The sequence below is a fragment of the Streptomyces sp. NBC_00425 genome (assembly GCF_036030735.1).
In the GTDB taxonomy this organism is placed as follows: domain Bacteria; phylum Actinomycetota; class Actinomycetes; order Streptomycetales; family Streptomycetaceae; genus Streptomyces.
The window spans coordinates 5,793,441-5,807,798 of the sequence record NZ_CP107928.1 but is presented as its reverse complement, the minus strand read 5'-3'; the positions used below and the strand labels follow the sequence as shown (position 1 = coordinate 5,807,798).

Below are 14,358 nucleotides of genomic sequence, written 5' to 3'. Positions count from 1 at the left end.
GCGGGTCCCGGGCGTCACACGCCGGCCCGCTTCTGCGCCTGCGCCACCAACTCCACAGCCTCGTCGACCTGGCCCTCGTCCGTGAGCACGAGGGCCAGGTCGTGCGCGGCGACGGTGATCTGGTCGGCGGCGGCGAACATGCCGGCGTCGGGCATCTCCCGCAGGGGTGTCCCGGGCTCCTCCATGAGCTGGGTCCGCCGGGCCAACTCCCTGGCCAGGGCCAGCGCCTCGGCGGCCGCGCCGCGCTGCAGCCGGCTCTGCGGGGCGGCGCGCAGACGATCGGCGAAGTGATCCACCGCACGGGTCAGGGACGTCGTATCAGCCACGCCGCGAGACTACGCGTCACAGCGGGACTGTTGCCAACGGGCGAACAGTCAGGCACGGTGACCTGAGGACCGGCTTACATCCCCTTTGCTACCGGAGGCGCCGATGTCCCATGTCCTCTCCGAGGAGACCCACCGCAACATTCTCGCCCGCATCCCCCATTGCACCGGTCGTGAAGTCGCCGACTGGCTGCGCACCGTCGACGAAGGCCCCGCTCTCCGCTTCGAGGAGAAGGTCAGCTGGCTGCGCGCCGAGCACAACCTCGCGTACGGCCACGCCAAGGCGATCATCCACGAGTACGACCTGAGGAGGGCCGCGCGCAAACTGCTCTAGCGCGCACGCGACACACGGCGAAGGGCCCCGGGATCGATGATCCCGGGGCCCTTCCCGCTGTCGTGCGCCGGCGCTCGCGCGCCGCCGGCCGACGGCTCCGCGCTCAGTCGCTGTTGAGGATGGACAGGAGTCGCAGGAACTCCATGTAGATCCACACCAGCGTCATCGTGAGGCCGAAGGCGGCCAGCCAGGCCTCCTCGCGCGGGGCGCCGTAGGCCACGCCGTCCTCGACCTGCTTGAAGTCCAGGGCGAGGAAGCAGGCGCCGAGGATGATGCCGATGATGCCGAACACGATGCCGAGGCCGCCGCTGCGGAAGCCGAGGCCGTCACCGCCGCCGAAGACGGCGAAGAGCAGGTTCACCATCATCAGCAGGACGAAACCGATCGCGGCGGCCATCACGAAGCCGTAGAAGCGACGGTTGACGCGGATCCAGCCGGCCTTGTAGGCCACGAGCACGCCGGCGAAGACCGCCATGGTGCCGAGCACCGCCTGGGCGACGACGCCGTCCGCGATGTAGGTCGAGACCGCGCTGGAGATCACGCCGAGGAAGACGCCCTCGAAAGCGGCGTACGACAGGATCAGCGCGGGCGACGGGCGCCGCTTGAACGACTGGACCAGGGCGAGCACCATCGCGACCAGGCCGGCGCCGATGGCGATGCCGTACGACTTGCCGATGTTGGCGTCGTCGACGGGCAGCAGCAGCCACGACAGGATCGCCGTGACGACCACGGTGCCGAGCGTGGTCGCGGTGCGCGCGACGACGTCGTCCATCGTCATCCGGCCGGTGGCGGCCGGGGCCTGCGGCGGGGCGCCGTGCTGCTGGGCGTAAGGGTTCTGCGCGTACGGGTTGCCGGCCGGCTGGGCGTACGGGTTGCCCTGCTGCGTGCCGACTGCGGGTCCCCCGGCCTGCGGCGCGGCGTTGAAGCCCGCGTAGCCGTTGTCGCGGCTGAACCCCCGTCGCGAGAAGACCGGGTTTCTGCTCCTCATTGCACTCCTCCGTGGCCACACTGCGCGGCCTTGAGCTCAAGGGTAATGGGTAGGCAAAGGATTGACCCTAGTGCTTGGGGAGGATCTTTCCCTCTTGTTGCTGCGCAACACGCTACGTGGCGTCGTGATTCCCGGCACGGAAGGTTCCCGATCATGACCAAGCCGCGACATGTCCGCTACCGCACGGAGACCGGACGGGCCGCGGTGTTCGGTCATTCGAACGAGAACCCGGTGTATCCCTCGGCGAGATCGGTCTCGGCGGCCCGGGAGGAGGCGAGCCGCTCGAGACGGGCGAGCTGGAGACGGCTCTCGAAGGGGTCCGCGTCCGGGGCGGGGTGCAGCAGGGTCGTCATGTCGTAGGAGAACCGCTCGGCCTGCCACACGCGCCGCAGACAGGTCGCGGAGTAGGCGTCCAGGAGCGCGGACGATCCCGTCTCCCGACGATGGGTCAGCGCCCGCGCGAAGGTGACGACGTCCCCCACGGCCAGGTTCAGCCCCTTCGCCCCGGTGGGCGGCACGATGTGGGCCGCGTCGCCGGCGAGGAAGAGCCGGCCGTGCCGCATGGGCTCGTGGACGTACGAGCGCATCGGGGTGACCGACTTCTGCGTGATCGGGCCGCGCTCCAGCCGCCAGCCGTCGTCGGTGGCGAACCGCCGCTCCAGCTCGTCCCAGATCTCCCCGTCGCTCCACGACCCGGCGTCCGTGCCCTCGGGCACCTGGAGGTAGAGACGGGAGACGGACGGGGAGCGCATGGACAGCAGTGCGAACCCGCGGTCGTGGCGGGCGTAGACCAGCTCGTCGTGGGAGGGCGGCACGTCGGCGAGGACGCCGAGCCAGCCGAAGGGGTAGGACCGTTCGAAGGTGCGGCTCAGTCCGGCCGGGACGGCCCTGCGGGCGACGCCCCAGAAGCCGTCGCAGCCGACGACGTAGTCGCACTCCAGGACGTCCTCGACGCCCTGGTGACGGAAGCGCACGCGGGGGTGGTCGGTGTCGGCGTCCTCCACGGCCAGGGCCTCCGCCTCGAACAGCAGCGGGCCGCCTTCCTTCAACTGGAGGGCGATGAGGTCCTTGCACACCTCGGTCTGGGCGTAGACGGTCACCGACCGGCCGCCGGTGAGCGCGGGGAAGTCGACGCGATGGCGGCGGCGGTCGAACCGCAGCTCTATGCCGTCGTGCCGCAGGCCCTCGCGGTCCATGCGCTCCCCGGCGCCCGCCGCCCGCAGGACGTCCACCGTGCCCTGTTCCAGGATTCCGGCGCGCTGCCGCTGCTCGACGTAGGCGCGGTCACGGCTCTCCAGCACGACCGAGTCGACGCCGGCGTTGTGCAGCAGACGGGCGAGGAGGAGGCCGGCGGGGCCGGCGCCGACGATGCCGACGGTCGTGCGCATCGGACGTTCCCTTCGAGGGCGGGACGGAGGCTGTTCGTACAGTGAACTTTTCTTCACTTCACGATCCGCGTCCGAGTCTGCGCCCTGGCTCTGCGGGTGTCAACGGTCAAGGGTTCCGGCCCATGGCGGACGGGGTGCGGGCGCCGGTTCTGCAAGGACGGGCGCCGGCGCGGAGAAAGGGGACGGAACGCGCATCGGGGACCGAACGCGCATCAGGGGTCGGCCGGCCGTGACCGGCGACCCCTTTCGCGACCCACCGTCCCCGAGCGTCACACACGGTGACCGCGGAAGTGCCCAGAGCCGGACTTGAACCTGCCTTGCGTCGCAGGTCAGAGCGCCGACCTGCGAGTTCGACCCCGCAACTTCCCGAATTCACCCGCATCCACCCGCTTCAGCCCGCTCCGTGCGCCAAGTTCTGGCGCACCTGGCGCACGGTTTCCTGACCTGCTGCAACGCACTCGACGGCTGGCTGAGAGCGCCCCGCCGTCCCAGGCCACGACCTTGGCCGGATCAATGCCCTTGAGGGAGTTCTGGCGCAGATGCATCCGCGCGAGGATGCTGGACAGAACAGAGACGGGCCCGGCAGTAGGTCTGCCGGGCCCGTCTTGCCGGCCCCAGGGGCCCGCTTATGCGGAGCAGGGCCCCCGGCCCGGTCGCCGCCCAAGGAGGGGCGACGGGCTCATGTTGCGCGCACAACCATTCTGCCCTGATCTGCCCTGCGCTTTGGCTAAAACAGCGCTTTCTATGCCCATACGTCTATACGGCGGACAGGCCCGGCGGACGTCAGTCGGGCCTGCACGACGGAGGGGCGAACCGTCAGGTGGTGTACTCCAGCTCGCTGAGCGCCGCGGTGGTGACCCGCTCGGCGAGCCCCTCCACGTCGACTGAGGCCAGGTAGGACGCCAACTGTCCGCAGGTCTCTTCCAGGTGGCGGGGCAGCCCCGGGCCGAGCAGCTCGCCGGGCGGGATGATCCGCCGCATGGCCGGGTTCTCGATCAGCCCGGCGAGGATCTTCTCCGCAAGCCAGTACGGCGTGCGCTCCCGGATCGCGAACGTCAGGTGCACGCTGTCCTGACCGTCCTCCGGTACGGACGGGTTGTGGACCCAGCCGCGCGGCACGAGTAGCGATTCACCAGGCATCAGGTGCACGGAGAGGTCAGGACCGCGGTCCTCCCAGCCGGGGATCCACGACTCGTCCCACACCCGGCCGGACTCGTTCACCTCTCTCATCGGCGAGTCCACGACCGGCCCCCACAGCTCCCAGAGCTTCCCGCCCGCAAGCTGGACGATCACCGCCATCTGCTGATCCCAGTGGTGGCTCAGGCCTTGCTGGCCGGCCGCCGTCATGAACGCGTGGACGTAGTTGCTGCAGCCGGTCTCCTGCTGGATCTCGTGCGAGATCCGGCCGAACACGGCCATGACCCGCTGGAGGTTGCCCAGCCGGATCGTGTAGCCCCGCTCGTACAAGCCGCGCAGGCGCCGGCCGTCGGTGCGGCCGTGGGTGGAGAAGGCGTGCGCCGTGATCGACGGCACGCCCTTCTTCACGGCCCGCACCTCCTCGGGCGGCACGCACCCGAGGTCGATGTGGTCCCACAGCCAGTCGGCCGTGATGACGCTGTCCACGTCTGTCCGTCCGCGCTGGTATACGCGCGGCTCGTCCGGCCAGCCGGACAGCAGCTCCTCAACGCCGTCAGGCGGGAGCAAGTGCCGAAGCGACATCGCTTCTGTTCCTCCTCGTATCGAGGGAGATCGCATCCGGAGGGGAAGGGCACGCCAGGTGATGTTGCGCCAGATTGCGGCAGCAGACCACCGAGTACGACGCGAGCATGCGGGTCTGTGTCCAGTAGCACCAGGTGACGTCGACCCCGCGCGGCAGAACATCGAGGGCGTACCGGATCTTGTCGGGCAGCTCGACGTACGCGGCTTTCCCGTCGTCCCGGACCATCGGCGGCGCCGCTTCGTAGCGCTCCTGCAGCCAGGCGACAGCGTCCTCGACGCTGGTCCACGTCCCGGCGACCTGATCGGTCTTCATCAACCAATGACCGGTCATCATCGGGGGCCGCTTGTCCCTGACGAACAGCTCGGTCTGCGGGTCCCGCGCACCCTGGCCGGGGCGACGCCGCGACTCTTCCTTGTGGCTCTGGCCGCTCCCGATCCACGGACCGAACCCGTGCCAGTGGCCCGTCCAGTTCTCGCTGCTTACCGGCCAACCCTGCTGCTTCACGATGACCCCTTCCCGAAGGTCAAGAGGGGCGGACCCCCGTGCGAGAGCCCGCCCCGGAACCGTGCCGAGGCGACGGTCAGACACTACGGTCAGGCACTGACAATGACCTCCGCGTCACGAAGCTCCCGCAGCTCCGCGCCGGTGAAGCGGAGCACGCCGGCCGCCGGGTTCTTGCTGTCGCGGACCGCGAACGCGTCGACCGCGCCCGGGATGGCCGCCAGCTCGACGCACTGCTCGTTGTCGCCGCCCTGGTTGCCGCCGCACAGCGCGGTGAACTCGGCGCCGTCGAGGGACAGGGCGTAGAGGTCCTGGTTCTGCTGCATGACACTCCTCGTGTCTCTGGCGGGGAACACGCTCCCCGCTCTGTGCCCGGCCCTCTCGGATGGGAGGGCGGGAGTCTGTGGTGCCGGTCCTGGCCGTCGGGTGGGCGGCCAGGACCGGTGGGCCCGCTCCAGGCCGGGGGCCTCGCATCGGGCGAGATCCGGCAACCGTGGGAGATCGGTTCGTCCGTGAACGACCGGCCGGGAGCGGGAGATCAGCGGTGCGCGGCGACGCCCGCGACCAGCAGCGAGGCGACCGTGAGGACTATCAGGAGGTAGATCGCCTGCGCCTGCAGCCGCGCATGCCGGGCCGACAGCCCCGGCCGCAATGGCATCTCCAGGTCGGCCCACACGCTCTTGCCGTGCGGCAGGAGTTCGGTGTCCCAGCGCGCGGCCACACGCTCGACGAGGAACAGGCCGCGGCCGTGGTCCTCGTCGTCGCCGGCCGTGTACACGGCGGGAGGCGTACAGCTTCGGTCGGTCACCGCGACCCGCACCAGGCCGTCGCTCAGTCGGTGGATAGTCACCTGGAACTCGTCCGCCCGCGTGTGCTGCACGGCGTTCGTCGCCAGCTCGGAGGTCACCAGCTCGACCGCGTCGGCGAGTTCGGGCATCTCCCAGCCGTTCACGACGCCGGTCGCGAACTGGCGGGCGGCCCGTACCGACTCGGGGGCCCGCACGAAGTCGCCCTCTGCGACGTGCGTCGCCAGCAAGCGGCGCCGCCGCAGCGCCTCACGCACGGCGCTGGCCGTCCCGAGTCGCGGCACGGAAGTGAGCGAACGTCACCATCTGCGACACCGCGTCCAGCACGCACACCGCGCCCGGAGCGTCCGGCTCGACCAGCCAGTAGGACCGCGCGGTATCCGGGCCGCCCGGGAGGGGAACGCCGAGGTAGTTGTCCCTGCCGAAGTGCCCGCAGTCCGGCGGCCGCCAATCGGGCGGCGTCGAGGTCGACAGCAGGCAGTACACGAGGTGTGAGGCAGTGTCGAGGAAGACCGGGCCGCCCAGCAGCGCCTCGTGCAGGTAGGCCGCCAACCGCTGCCGGTCTGTCGTGCCGGCCGCCGTCTCGACGAGGACCAGCGGGACACAGACCGCGTCGAATGAGCGGCCGCAGCGCAGCAGCGCGATACCGCCGGCCTTCCACTCGCGCCGTGCCTGCTCCTCGTCGTCAGCCGCGTCCAGTAGCCATCGTGCGATGGCGAGGAAGCGTTCCCGGCCGGTGACGACCTGGCCGGCCGTGTGGTCGAGGGCTGTCGCTCTGTGCTCCTGCGTGGGTTCCGACATCGTCACGCCTCGGTCAGGGAGGGAGGAGCGGGCCCTGCCCTCGGGGGACGGGGGCGGGCCCGCTGTGCCCGCAGAAGGGCAACAGGACCATTGGAGTCCACGACCATCGGTCATCCCAGGACACTGAGCGGCCATCTACCGGCCATTCACCGTCCTCTGACGGGCTGTCCGCTGCCATTTCGCGATACGGCACGCCCCCTGCACGCGTTGCGTCCTACGGTGATATCGGTCATACGCATCAGGGGGACTGATGGCGAAAGCGCCAGGCAACGAAGCACTGTTCGCGGCGCGGATCTCCAAAGGCTGGTTCAGCCAGGACTCCGCCGCCGAAGGCATCAGCGCGGCCGGAAGAGGCGCGCTGCACGACAGCGCCTTCGAGGTCAGCGTCCGTACGTACCGCCGCTGGGAGTCCGCAACTCCCGGCTGGCCCCAGCCACATCACGCGACCGCCCTGCGCGCCGCGTTCGGCAAGGGCCCCCAGTACCTCGGGTTTCAACCTCCTGCGACCCTGGGGGGAGAAGCCCCCGCAGTCGCTCAGGAGAACGATCCCGTGAAACGTCGCTCTGCCCTGTTCGGGGCCGGTGCCGCCGTCGGCCTGCCCTGGCTCACCCCCTCCCGCGCCTCAACTCGCCCCGGCCTCACAGAGGTCAGAGTCGGCGAGGACGAAGTCCATGAGCTGAAAGAGGCCGCCGCCGACCTCGACGCCATCGACCAGCGCTTCGGCGGCGACCGGCTATGGCGCACCGCCCGCTCACACCTCATGTGGGTACAGCACCTCATCGACGAGGGCACCTACCCGGAGGAGATCGGCGCCGAGCTCCACCAGATCAGCGGCCAGCTCACCACCTCCCTCGGCTGGTTCTGCTACGACGCCAACCGCCAGGAAGAGGCCCGGCTGTACTTCTCCGAGGCACTGAACACCGCCCTCCTGGAGAATGACCTGCCGCTCGCCACCCGCACCCTGTCCAACATGAGCCGACAGAGCGTCGACCTCGGCAAGCCGAGGGAAGCCGTCCGCCTGGCAAAGCTCGCCGGCCAGCACGCCGCGTCCTGGTCCGCTCCCCCGCGCGTGAACGCCATGCTGGCCATCCGCACCGCGCAGGGCTATTCCCGCGCCGGGGACGAGCTGAACGCCTCCACCGCGATCCGTCGGGCCTGGCGGCACTTCGATCAGGGCCCCAGCGACCGCGACCCGGAATGGGTCCACTTCCTCAACGAGGCCGAGCTGGTCTGCCTCGAGGGGATGTGCCGCTCCGACCTCGGCCAGCACCGGCGGGCGGTCAGACTCCTCGAGCGCTCGGCGACCCTCCAGGACATCCAGCACAGCCGCAACCGGGGTATGTGCCTGGCCCGCCTCGCCACGGCGGCCGTCGAAGACCGGGACCTGGACCGCAGTGTCAGCGCGGCCCGCGAGTCCCTGCGCCTCATCGACGGCGGCCAGGCCTCCACCCGCAACCGGCTGCAGCTCGTCGTCGTCCGGGACAGCCTCACCCCGTACGGCAGCCGCGACGGCCAGGCCCGTGACACGATCGAGCTGCTGAACCAGCACATCGCCTGAAGGGAGCTGGCATGCCCGTCACCGGGAGCCTGACCGTGGAGTACCACAGCCCCGAAGGGGCCAAGGAGGTCGCGGACGAGCTGATCGCCGTCTACGCCGACGTCTACAACGTTCCCCCGTACGCCGGTGACCCGTTCTTCTCCGTCCCGACGTACATCAACCGGCTGCACGCCGCGTTCGACATGCCGGGCTTCTCCGTGCTGACCGGCCGTCTCGACGACGGCACGCTCGTCGGCTACGTCCACGGCGTCACCCTCGACCCGGAGCGCGCGTGGTGGACATCCCTGGGCGAGGCGCGGCCGGCCGACGCCGTCCGGGCCGCCGAGGAGGGTGAGGTGTTCTGGCTGCGGGAGCTGATGACGCTGCCCGCCTACCAGGGTCAGGGCGTGGGCCGTCGCCTGCACGACGTGATGGTCCAGGCCCGCACCGAGCCGTGGACGACGCTCACCTGCATCGTCGACAACGAGCCCGTCCGCAGCGCGTACCCGCGCTGGGGGTATGAGGTCATCGGGCAGATCAAGCATGCCGAGGAGTCGCCGGTCTACGACGCCATGGTCCTGCGCCCCTGACCGACTGACCCGAGTGTCAGTGCCGGGCCGTACGGTTGCCCCTATGTCCCGGCATCACCCGCTTCGCGGTCATCCGCGCCCGGAAGCGGACCAGGTCAACGCTCGTATCCGTCGGCTCATGTCCCAGCCCGCCACCCGAACCCGGACCGCCGAGTACGCCCGCCTCCTCGTCCAGTGGGCGGAGGCCACACAAGCTGGCGGAAACCCCGCATAAACGGCACCGCCCCGACCGGATCACCGGACGGGGCGGACCTACGGGCACCGAGTAGCACGCCGTGGACTACGTCACCGTACCCGTGGACCCCCCGTCGGACAGGACGACAGGCCGGTCAAACCGCAGCTCACTCGGCACCCACCGGGCAGCCGTCTGCAGCCCCGCCAAGATCCCGTCCACAGCCATCTGGCCGAACCGCGATAGGGCCGCCTGGTTGTAGGCGCAGTACGCGCACGCCACCCGGCCATAGCCGCGGGTGCACACACGCTGCCCGCCCTCGATGGCATGGACGCGCACCGGATGCCCGCAGCCTGAGCACTCACGCACAGCCAGCGCCCGCGCGACCTGGTTCAGGGCGCGGTCCACGTTCGGGAACGCCCGCCGATTGCGCCGACTGTAGGGCCTCACCACACCTCCCGCACCGGCGGCTCCTGCCCTGGGTGGGCGTCGGCGAAGTGCTCGCGCACCGCCGTCTCGATCCGCACGCGTACCGTCGCTCCGCGCTTCTCCGCGTGCTCGGCGAACAGGCAGCCGATCTCCTCGGATGAGGCCCCCAAGGGGACGGCCAGGATGTCGCCGCCGTCGGCGTAGACGTCCTCGTCGTGCGCCCACCCGCAGCCGAGCCCACACGGGAACTTCATGATCCCGGAGCCCGGCGCCGGCCACATCGGCGGATGCACCGGCTCAGGGATGATCGTGTACGTCCTGGGCCGTTCCGCGTCGGCCCGGCGAGCGGCTTCCAGCTCCGCATACATGTCGAGCGTCGACTTCTGCGGCAGCTCGGCAAGCAGTGTGGCCAAGGCGGCGTCATCAGTGGGCACGGCGTCCTCCGTCTCGTACGGCAGGACAGGATGCCACAAATGCCGCAGCCCACCGTGCGGGCGGGCTGCGGCATCCGTCAGGACTCGCCGGCCGGGCCGGCCGGTGACGGCGGATCATGCTCCGGATGCCGGACACACGGACTGCCCTCGGGGAGGAGTTGCGCGAGCTGACAGTTCGCCCGGTCGATCGCATCCCGCAGCGATGCCCCGGAGTTCGGCTGCATCTCGTGCGCCAGCTGCTCCACCCGGCCATTCAGCGTGTCCACCTGCCTCTCAGTGCGCTGCAGCCGCTCCAGGACACCGGGGCGAGCCGCCACGCCGGGACGGGGCGGCTCCCCGTACCAGTCCGTCAGGTACTGGTCGACGCCCTTCCCGATACGCACCAGGACGCGACCCACGCGCCACAAGCCCGTGCCGATGCCGAGGGCGATGGAGACGGCGCCGCCCCAGACGAGGACCTGGTCCAAGGCTGCGATCCCGGTGGGGTCCGGCATCACGTCGCCAGTCGCGCGGCGAGCTGGTCGGCGACCCGGGCCGCGATCGCGTCGGCCAGCGCAGGTGTCGCGGCGACCTTGTCCGCGATGGCCTTCACCTGCGCGTCCGTCAGCCCGCTCGTGGCGAGCCCGGCGACCTTCGTCTCCAGGGCCCGCACGTGCTTGCCCTGGTCGACAAGGACGCTAGCCGCCATCCATTCCGGGTTGTCGGGCGTCGTCCACTCGGGCGGAACGGCGAGGACCCCGTCCGTCAGCCACACCGCCTTGCACACGCCGGCCAGCACCAGAGCGGCCGCCTTGCTGGCGACCTTCTCGATCTCCGCGTCTGTGAGTGCCACGTCGTCTCCCTTCGCGCGCGCGACGATCCGCGGGAACACCACCTCGCGGAACTGCTTGACCCTGGCGGGCCCGGGGCACGCCGTGCCCCCGGTCGACCACTGGGGGAACATCGAGTGATAGCCGAACCCGGGGTCGTCCCAGGTCCGGCAGATCCGCAGCGGCACCTCCGGATGCCGCTCGTGGACCCATACGCCGAGCTCGACCAGGACCTCGATCTGTGCGGCCGTCCACGGGTCGGTGGAGTCGGTGTTGCTGGCGGTCTCCACTGACACGGCGCCGGTGCCGTCCGCGCGCCGGTTGGCCTGCGCGTTGGCGTCCGCTCTCGTCTCGGTGCCGATGAACTGCCCGCACGAGCCGTCGAAGTCGACGCCGAAATGCGACTCCAAGCTCGTGCTGTCCCGCCAGTACCGATACAGCCGCTGCTCATCCCACGGCGCGGCCTCGCTGTGAAAGATGACCTGCGTCGGCCGGATCGCGGGCTGGTCGTCGCTCTCGGGCTGCAACTCCAGCTTGATGGCCTTCCCCCACCACGCCATCACACACGCTCCGGCCAGTGCCAGGTGCCACCACGGCGGTCGCCTGGCTCCAGCGAGCAGCCGCCGCCGGGCGGGTCGTACAGGAAGCAGCCGCCCTCGGACAGCGGGCGGAAGTGCAGCCCGGTCGGATTCTGCACCGACAGGCCGACCTGGTGCGGCTCCTCGACATTCACCTCGGTCACCGTCGCTGCCCGGCACTGCGCCGTGTACGCCTGCGTCCCGTCGGCCCTCACCGGCGAGCCCATGCTGACGTAGTGCACCATCCGGCCGACGGACGGTCGAGGCGCGATCACATGTCACCGTCGCTGGTGTAGCCGGACAGCCGGCGAGCGGTCGCCTCCGGAATGCCCGCGGCGCGCAGCGCCTCGTAGTCCTCCACGTGGCGCTCCCGGTCCGCGGTGGCGAGTTCGGTCTTGCCCTCCTCGTTCACCCGCTGGATCTCGGCGTACGCCTCCTGGTACTCGGCCTCCGTGATCTGCACCGTGCCGCCCTGCACGCGGATGTCGTCCGCGTCCAGGCTGGTGACGACGCGCGAGACCGACCCGTTGGCGTTGCGGTAGTACAGGGTGTGCTCACTCACGACGGGCCTCACAGGTTGAAGATGAACGCGCGCTCGATGGTCTGGATCCGCTGGTACGTCGCCCCGTTGGAGCCCAGGCCCATCGTGATGGGGAACGGCTCGACCAGACTCCCGCCAGGCGGGATGGTGCGGTTGTAGGCCTTGGTGGTCTGCCAGTGCACGTTGTTCTGCGTCGCGTTGCCCCGGTTCTCGACGTACACCGTGTCGTCGCCGCCCATGCCGTACATCGCGGTCCCGTTGACCGGCAGCCGCAGGTCGACGTCCAGCTCGACCTCGACGATGACGAACGCCGGCCGACAGAGGTCGGGGTTGTCGATCTGGAGGTTCCGGGTCTCCACCGTCGCCTCCGTCACCGTGGGCACGGCAACCGACGGGTACGCGTTGTCGATGAGGACCTGCGTGAACGTCGCCCGTCCGCGCGGCTCGCTGCGCAGGTTGCCCGACGGATCGCAGTAGACCAGGCCCGCGTTCGCGCCGAGGTCGCAGGGATAGCTCCAGGCGGCGACAGCAGCGGCCAGCGGATTCCCGGCGGAGCCGTCGCCTGTGAGGCCGCACTGCACGCTCACCGTCGCCGCCCCGGTCGGGACGAACAGGCCGCCGTCGCCGCCGAAGGTGACGTTGTTCCCCGCGTCCGTCGAGGGCCTGGCCGCGATGACCCCGGTGACCGGGTCGTAGTCGATGCCGTTGCCCTCGGTGAAGCACTGCCGCACCTGGGCGCAGTTCGTCGTGACGTACAGGCCGCCGTCGCCGCCGAAGGTGACGTTGTTGTTCGGGTCGGTCGACGTCCGCGCCGAGATGATGCCGGACGCCGCACTGTACGAGGCGCCGTTACCCGCCGAGAGGCACGCCCGGATGACCGAACAGTCCGGGTTGTCGGCGCTCACGACGAACGGGTTGCCCGCCGACCCGCTTCCACTGACGGTCACGCCCGTTCCGGCGACCACCGCACAGTTGCAGGTTCCCCCGCCACATCCGCACCTAGCCAAGGTTGCTCCCTGGTCGGAGTCCTCGGCCCGGCCTATCGCCAGCAGCTCGCAACGAGGGTACATCGCAGCGTCCGGACGCCATCCGGATACCGTCCGGACCGGTGAAATGAGCAGCTTGAGGTGTCCTACCGCGTTACGGAAGTTGACCATCGCCCGGAGTACCAGTAGCCCCACACGCCTCCTGCAGCAGCCGCCAGCGGGGCCCAGGGAGTGGCTTCTACCCCGGTCGCCGCGCACGCAATGACGGCAAGAATCCCTGCGCCAAGAGCAGGGATGCCTGCGAAACCCAATCGGTGCGGTCGGTCGACGGTCGCCATAGGGCTACCTTGGCAGATCCGGCGCTGGGAACGGGAGGAACGGCCGAGAGGCAAGGGATCCCGCCACTCTGGAGCGCTAAGAAACCCCAGGTCAGCGAGTTCCTTCGGTTTCCGACGTGCGGAGTCCAGCGCTTCCCTCAGGTCTTCACGGGTCAAGCCGCAGTCCTGGTTGCATTCGCCGGGGTGGTCCCAGATGAGCAGACAACTCTCGGCGACGACGCTTCGGCGGCATCCCGGCGCGATTCGGAGTTCCCTGTAGCCATCGTCGTCCCACAACAGCCACCAGAGAATGACCTTCCCTGCGATGTACTGCATCTGCGCGCAGACCGCGTGCCGCCCTCCGGCGTCGTGCATGGCGAAGTCGCAGCCGAGCGGCTCGGCGTCGGCTTCGAAGTCGGCGCCGGGCAGGCTGTTCATGTCGCGTGCCTCATCGCTGGTTAGCGCCGCCTCTGCGGGGCAAGCCGGCGTCGGCCGAGACTCATTGGGCGAGATCATCAAAGTCCTCCAAGTTGCGATGCCCTTACTCTCTGGGCGCGGCAGACATGCAAAACGGCAATAGATCTTGGAAACAGGATTGTGATCTGCGTCACTGCGGAATCTGAGTGCCACCTACGGGCAGCCCTTCCGGTGCCGGGACCTGCCGTCACCGCCACGATCACCGAGCGGGCTTCCGGAATAGGGCGTGCGGAAGACGTGGCGTACCTGGCACTGTCACGGTCCACCGCCCGGCCGAGAAGGTCCACCCGGTCCATGGATGGCCGCGGCGGCCAGGCTGGACCTCGCGGGCGAGGGCCTGGCGGGCGGCCGCGTTCAGCACGGTGGTGCGGCCGGTGTACTGAAGCCGGCCGGTTGCGTCGAAGCGCCCAAGGAGGGCCGTGGTCGGGGCAGCCAGGGTGCCGGTGACCGCGCCGATCACGGCCTCGGTGCTGTGCCGGGACCGGTACTTCCGCCATCCTCTCCAGCCGGGCACGTAAGTTTGATCAAGGCGTTTGAACACGAGGCCTTCCATGCCCACCGAGGACCACTGCAGCCATGCGGCGGCCTGCTGCGGATCGGTGGTGGCCGACATCCGTATGCGTCCAC

General features: G+C 70.0%; 19 protein-coding genes. 3 read left to right on the top strand and 16 right to left on the bottom strand.

Annotated elements, in window-relative coordinates; translation table 11 throughout:
• Positions 1-14 precede the first annotated feature (14 nt).
• Positions 15-326 (bottom strand): hypothetical protein, encoded by a 312-nt coding sequence (locus tag OHS82_RS25410; protein ID WP_079041252.1) that lies wholly within the window; start codon positions 324-326, stop codon positions 15-17.
• 103 nt (positions 327-429) lie between these two features.
• Between OHS82_RS25410 and OHS82_RS25405 the strand changes: the two genes are divergently transcribed.
• Positions 430-657 (top strand): DUF4287 domain-containing protein, encoded by a 228-nt coding sequence (locus OHS82_RS25405; protein WP_020128488.1) that lies wholly within the window; start codon positions 430-432, stop codon positions 655-657.
• Between the two features lie 103 nt (positions 658-760).
• On the opposite strand, the gene OHS82_RS25400 is transcribed toward OHS82_RS25405, so the two are convergent.
• The 7 genes from OHS82_RS25400 to OHS82_RS25370 all read right to left on the bottom strand — a co-directional run bounded on the left by OHS82_RS25400 (position 761) and on the right by OHS82_RS25370 (position 6,861).
• Entirely contained in the window at positions 761-1,645 is an 885-nt protein-coding gene (locus OHS82_RS25400; protein ID WP_057578599.1) for a Bax inhibitor-1/YccA family protein, read from the bottom strand.
• Positions 1,646-1,857: 212 nt separating this feature from the next.
• Positions 1,858-3,033 (bottom strand): 4-hydroxybenzoate 3-monooxygenase, encoded by a 1,176-nt coding sequence (locus OHS82_RS25395; RefSeq protein WP_057578601.1) that lies wholly within the window; start codon positions 3,031-3,033, stop codon positions 1,858-1,860.
• An 816-nt stretch (positions 3,034-3,849) separates the two neighbouring features.
• Positions 3,850-4,752, bottom strand: a complete 903-nt coding sequence (locus tag OHS82_RS25390) for a JmjC domain-containing protein (protein ID WP_328434610.1) — start codon at positions 4,750-4,752, stop codon at positions 3,850-3,852.
• On the bottom strand, positions 4,724-5,257 hold the full coding sequence (locus tag OHS82_RS25385) for a hypothetical protein (RefSeq protein ID WP_328434609.1): 534 nt from the start codon (positions 5,255-5,257) through the stop codon (positions 4,724-4,726). The genes OHS82_RS25390 and OHS82_RS25385 overlap by 29 nt, the downstream gene beginning before the upstream one ends.
• Before the next feature lie 89 nt (positions 5,258-5,346).
• Positions 5,347-5,580, bottom strand: a complete 234-nt coding sequence (locus OHS82_RS25380) for a DUF397 domain-containing protein (protein WP_328434608.1) — start codon at positions 5,578-5,580, stop codon at positions 5,347-5,349.
• 212 nt (positions 5,581-5,792) lie between these two features.
• A complete protein-coding gene (locus OHS82_RS25375) occupies positions 5,793-6,344 on the bottom strand; it encodes an ATP-binding protein (protein ID WP_328434607.1) in 552 nt (183 codons plus the stop codon).
• Positions 6,310-6,861 carry a hypothetical protein gene (locus OHS82_RS25370; RefSeq protein WP_328434606.1) on the bottom strand — a complete coding sequence of 184 codons (552 nt, stop codon included), beginning with the start codon at positions 6,859-6,861 and terminating at the stop codon, positions 6,310-6,312. Before OHS82_RS25370 ends, OHS82_RS25375 begins: the two co-directional genes overlap by 35 nt.
• Before the next feature lie 250 nt (positions 6,862-7,111).
• Between OHS82_RS25370 and OHS82_RS25365 the strand changes: the two genes are divergently transcribed.
• Both OHS82_RS25365 and OHS82_RS25360 read left to right on the top strand, forming a co-directional pair.
• Positions 7,112-8,419: a hypothetical protein gene (locus OHS82_RS25365; RefSeq protein ID WP_328434605.1), complete on the top strand. Its 1,308-nt coding sequence runs from the start codon at positions 7,112-7,114 to the stop codon at positions 8,417-8,419.
• Between the two features lie 11 nt (positions 8,420-8,430).
• Positions 8,431-8,988 (top strand): GNAT family N-acetyltransferase, encoded by a 558-nt coding sequence (locus tag OHS82_RS25360; RefSeq protein ID WP_328434604.1) that lies wholly within the window; start codon positions 8,431-8,433, stop codon positions 8,986-8,988.
• 618 nt (positions 8,989-9,606) lie between these two features.
• On the opposite strand, the gene OHS82_RS25355 is transcribed toward OHS82_RS25360, so the two are convergent.
• The 8 genes from OHS82_RS25355 to OHS82_RS25320 all read right to left on the bottom strand — a co-directional run bounded on the left by OHS82_RS25355 (position 9,607) and on the right by OHS82_RS25320 (position 14,344).
• Positions 9,607-10,023 carry a hypothetical protein gene (locus OHS82_RS25355; RefSeq protein WP_328434603.1) on the bottom strand — a complete coding sequence of 139 codons (417 nt, stop codon included), beginning with the start codon at positions 10,021-10,023 and terminating at the stop codon, positions 9,607-9,609.
• Between the two features lie 77 nt (positions 10,024-10,100).
• Positions 10,101-10,517 (bottom strand): hypothetical protein, encoded by a 417-nt coding sequence (locus tag OHS82_RS25350; RefSeq protein WP_328434602.1) that lies wholly within the window; start codon positions 10,515-10,517, stop codon positions 10,101-10,103.
• Positions 10,517-11,392: a peptidoglycan recognition protein family protein gene (locus OHS82_RS25345; RefSeq protein WP_328434601.1), complete on the bottom strand. Its 876-nt coding sequence runs from the start codon at positions 11,390-11,392 to the stop codon at positions 10,517-10,519. The genes OHS82_RS25350 and OHS82_RS25345 overlap by 1 nt, the downstream gene beginning before the upstream one ends.
• On the bottom strand, positions 11,392-11,655 hold the full coding sequence (locus OHS82_RS25340; protein ID WP_328434600.1) for a hypothetical protein: 264 nt from the start codon (positions 11,653-11,655) through the stop codon (positions 11,392-11,394). The genes OHS82_RS25345 and OHS82_RS25340 overlap by 1 nt, the downstream gene beginning before the upstream one ends.
• Before the next feature lie 26 nt (positions 11,656-11,681).
• On the bottom strand, positions 11,682-11,972 hold the full coding sequence (locus OHS82_RS25335; RefSeq protein ID WP_328434599.1) for a hypothetical protein: 291 nt from the start codon (positions 11,970-11,972) through the stop codon (positions 11,682-11,684).
• An 8-nt stretch (positions 11,973-11,980) separates the two neighbouring features.
• Positions 11,981-12,898, bottom strand: a complete 918-nt coding sequence (locus tag OHS82_RS25330) for a hypothetical protein (RefSeq protein WP_328434598.1) — start codon at positions 12,896-12,898, stop codon at positions 11,981-11,983.
• A gap of 185 nt (positions 12,899-13,083) precedes the next feature.
• Positions 13,084-13,692: a hypothetical protein gene (locus tag OHS82_RS25325; RefSeq protein WP_328434597.1), complete on the bottom strand. Its 609-nt coding sequence runs from the start codon at positions 13,690-13,692 to the stop codon at positions 13,084-13,086.
• A gap of 238 nt (positions 13,693-13,930) precedes the next feature.
• Positions 13,931-14,344 carry a hypothetical protein gene (locus OHS82_RS25320; protein WP_328434596.1) on the bottom strand — a complete coding sequence of 138 codons (414 nt, stop codon included), beginning with the start codon at positions 14,342-14,344 and terminating at the stop codon, positions 13,931-13,933.
• Positions 14,345-14,358 lie beyond the last annotated feature (14 nt).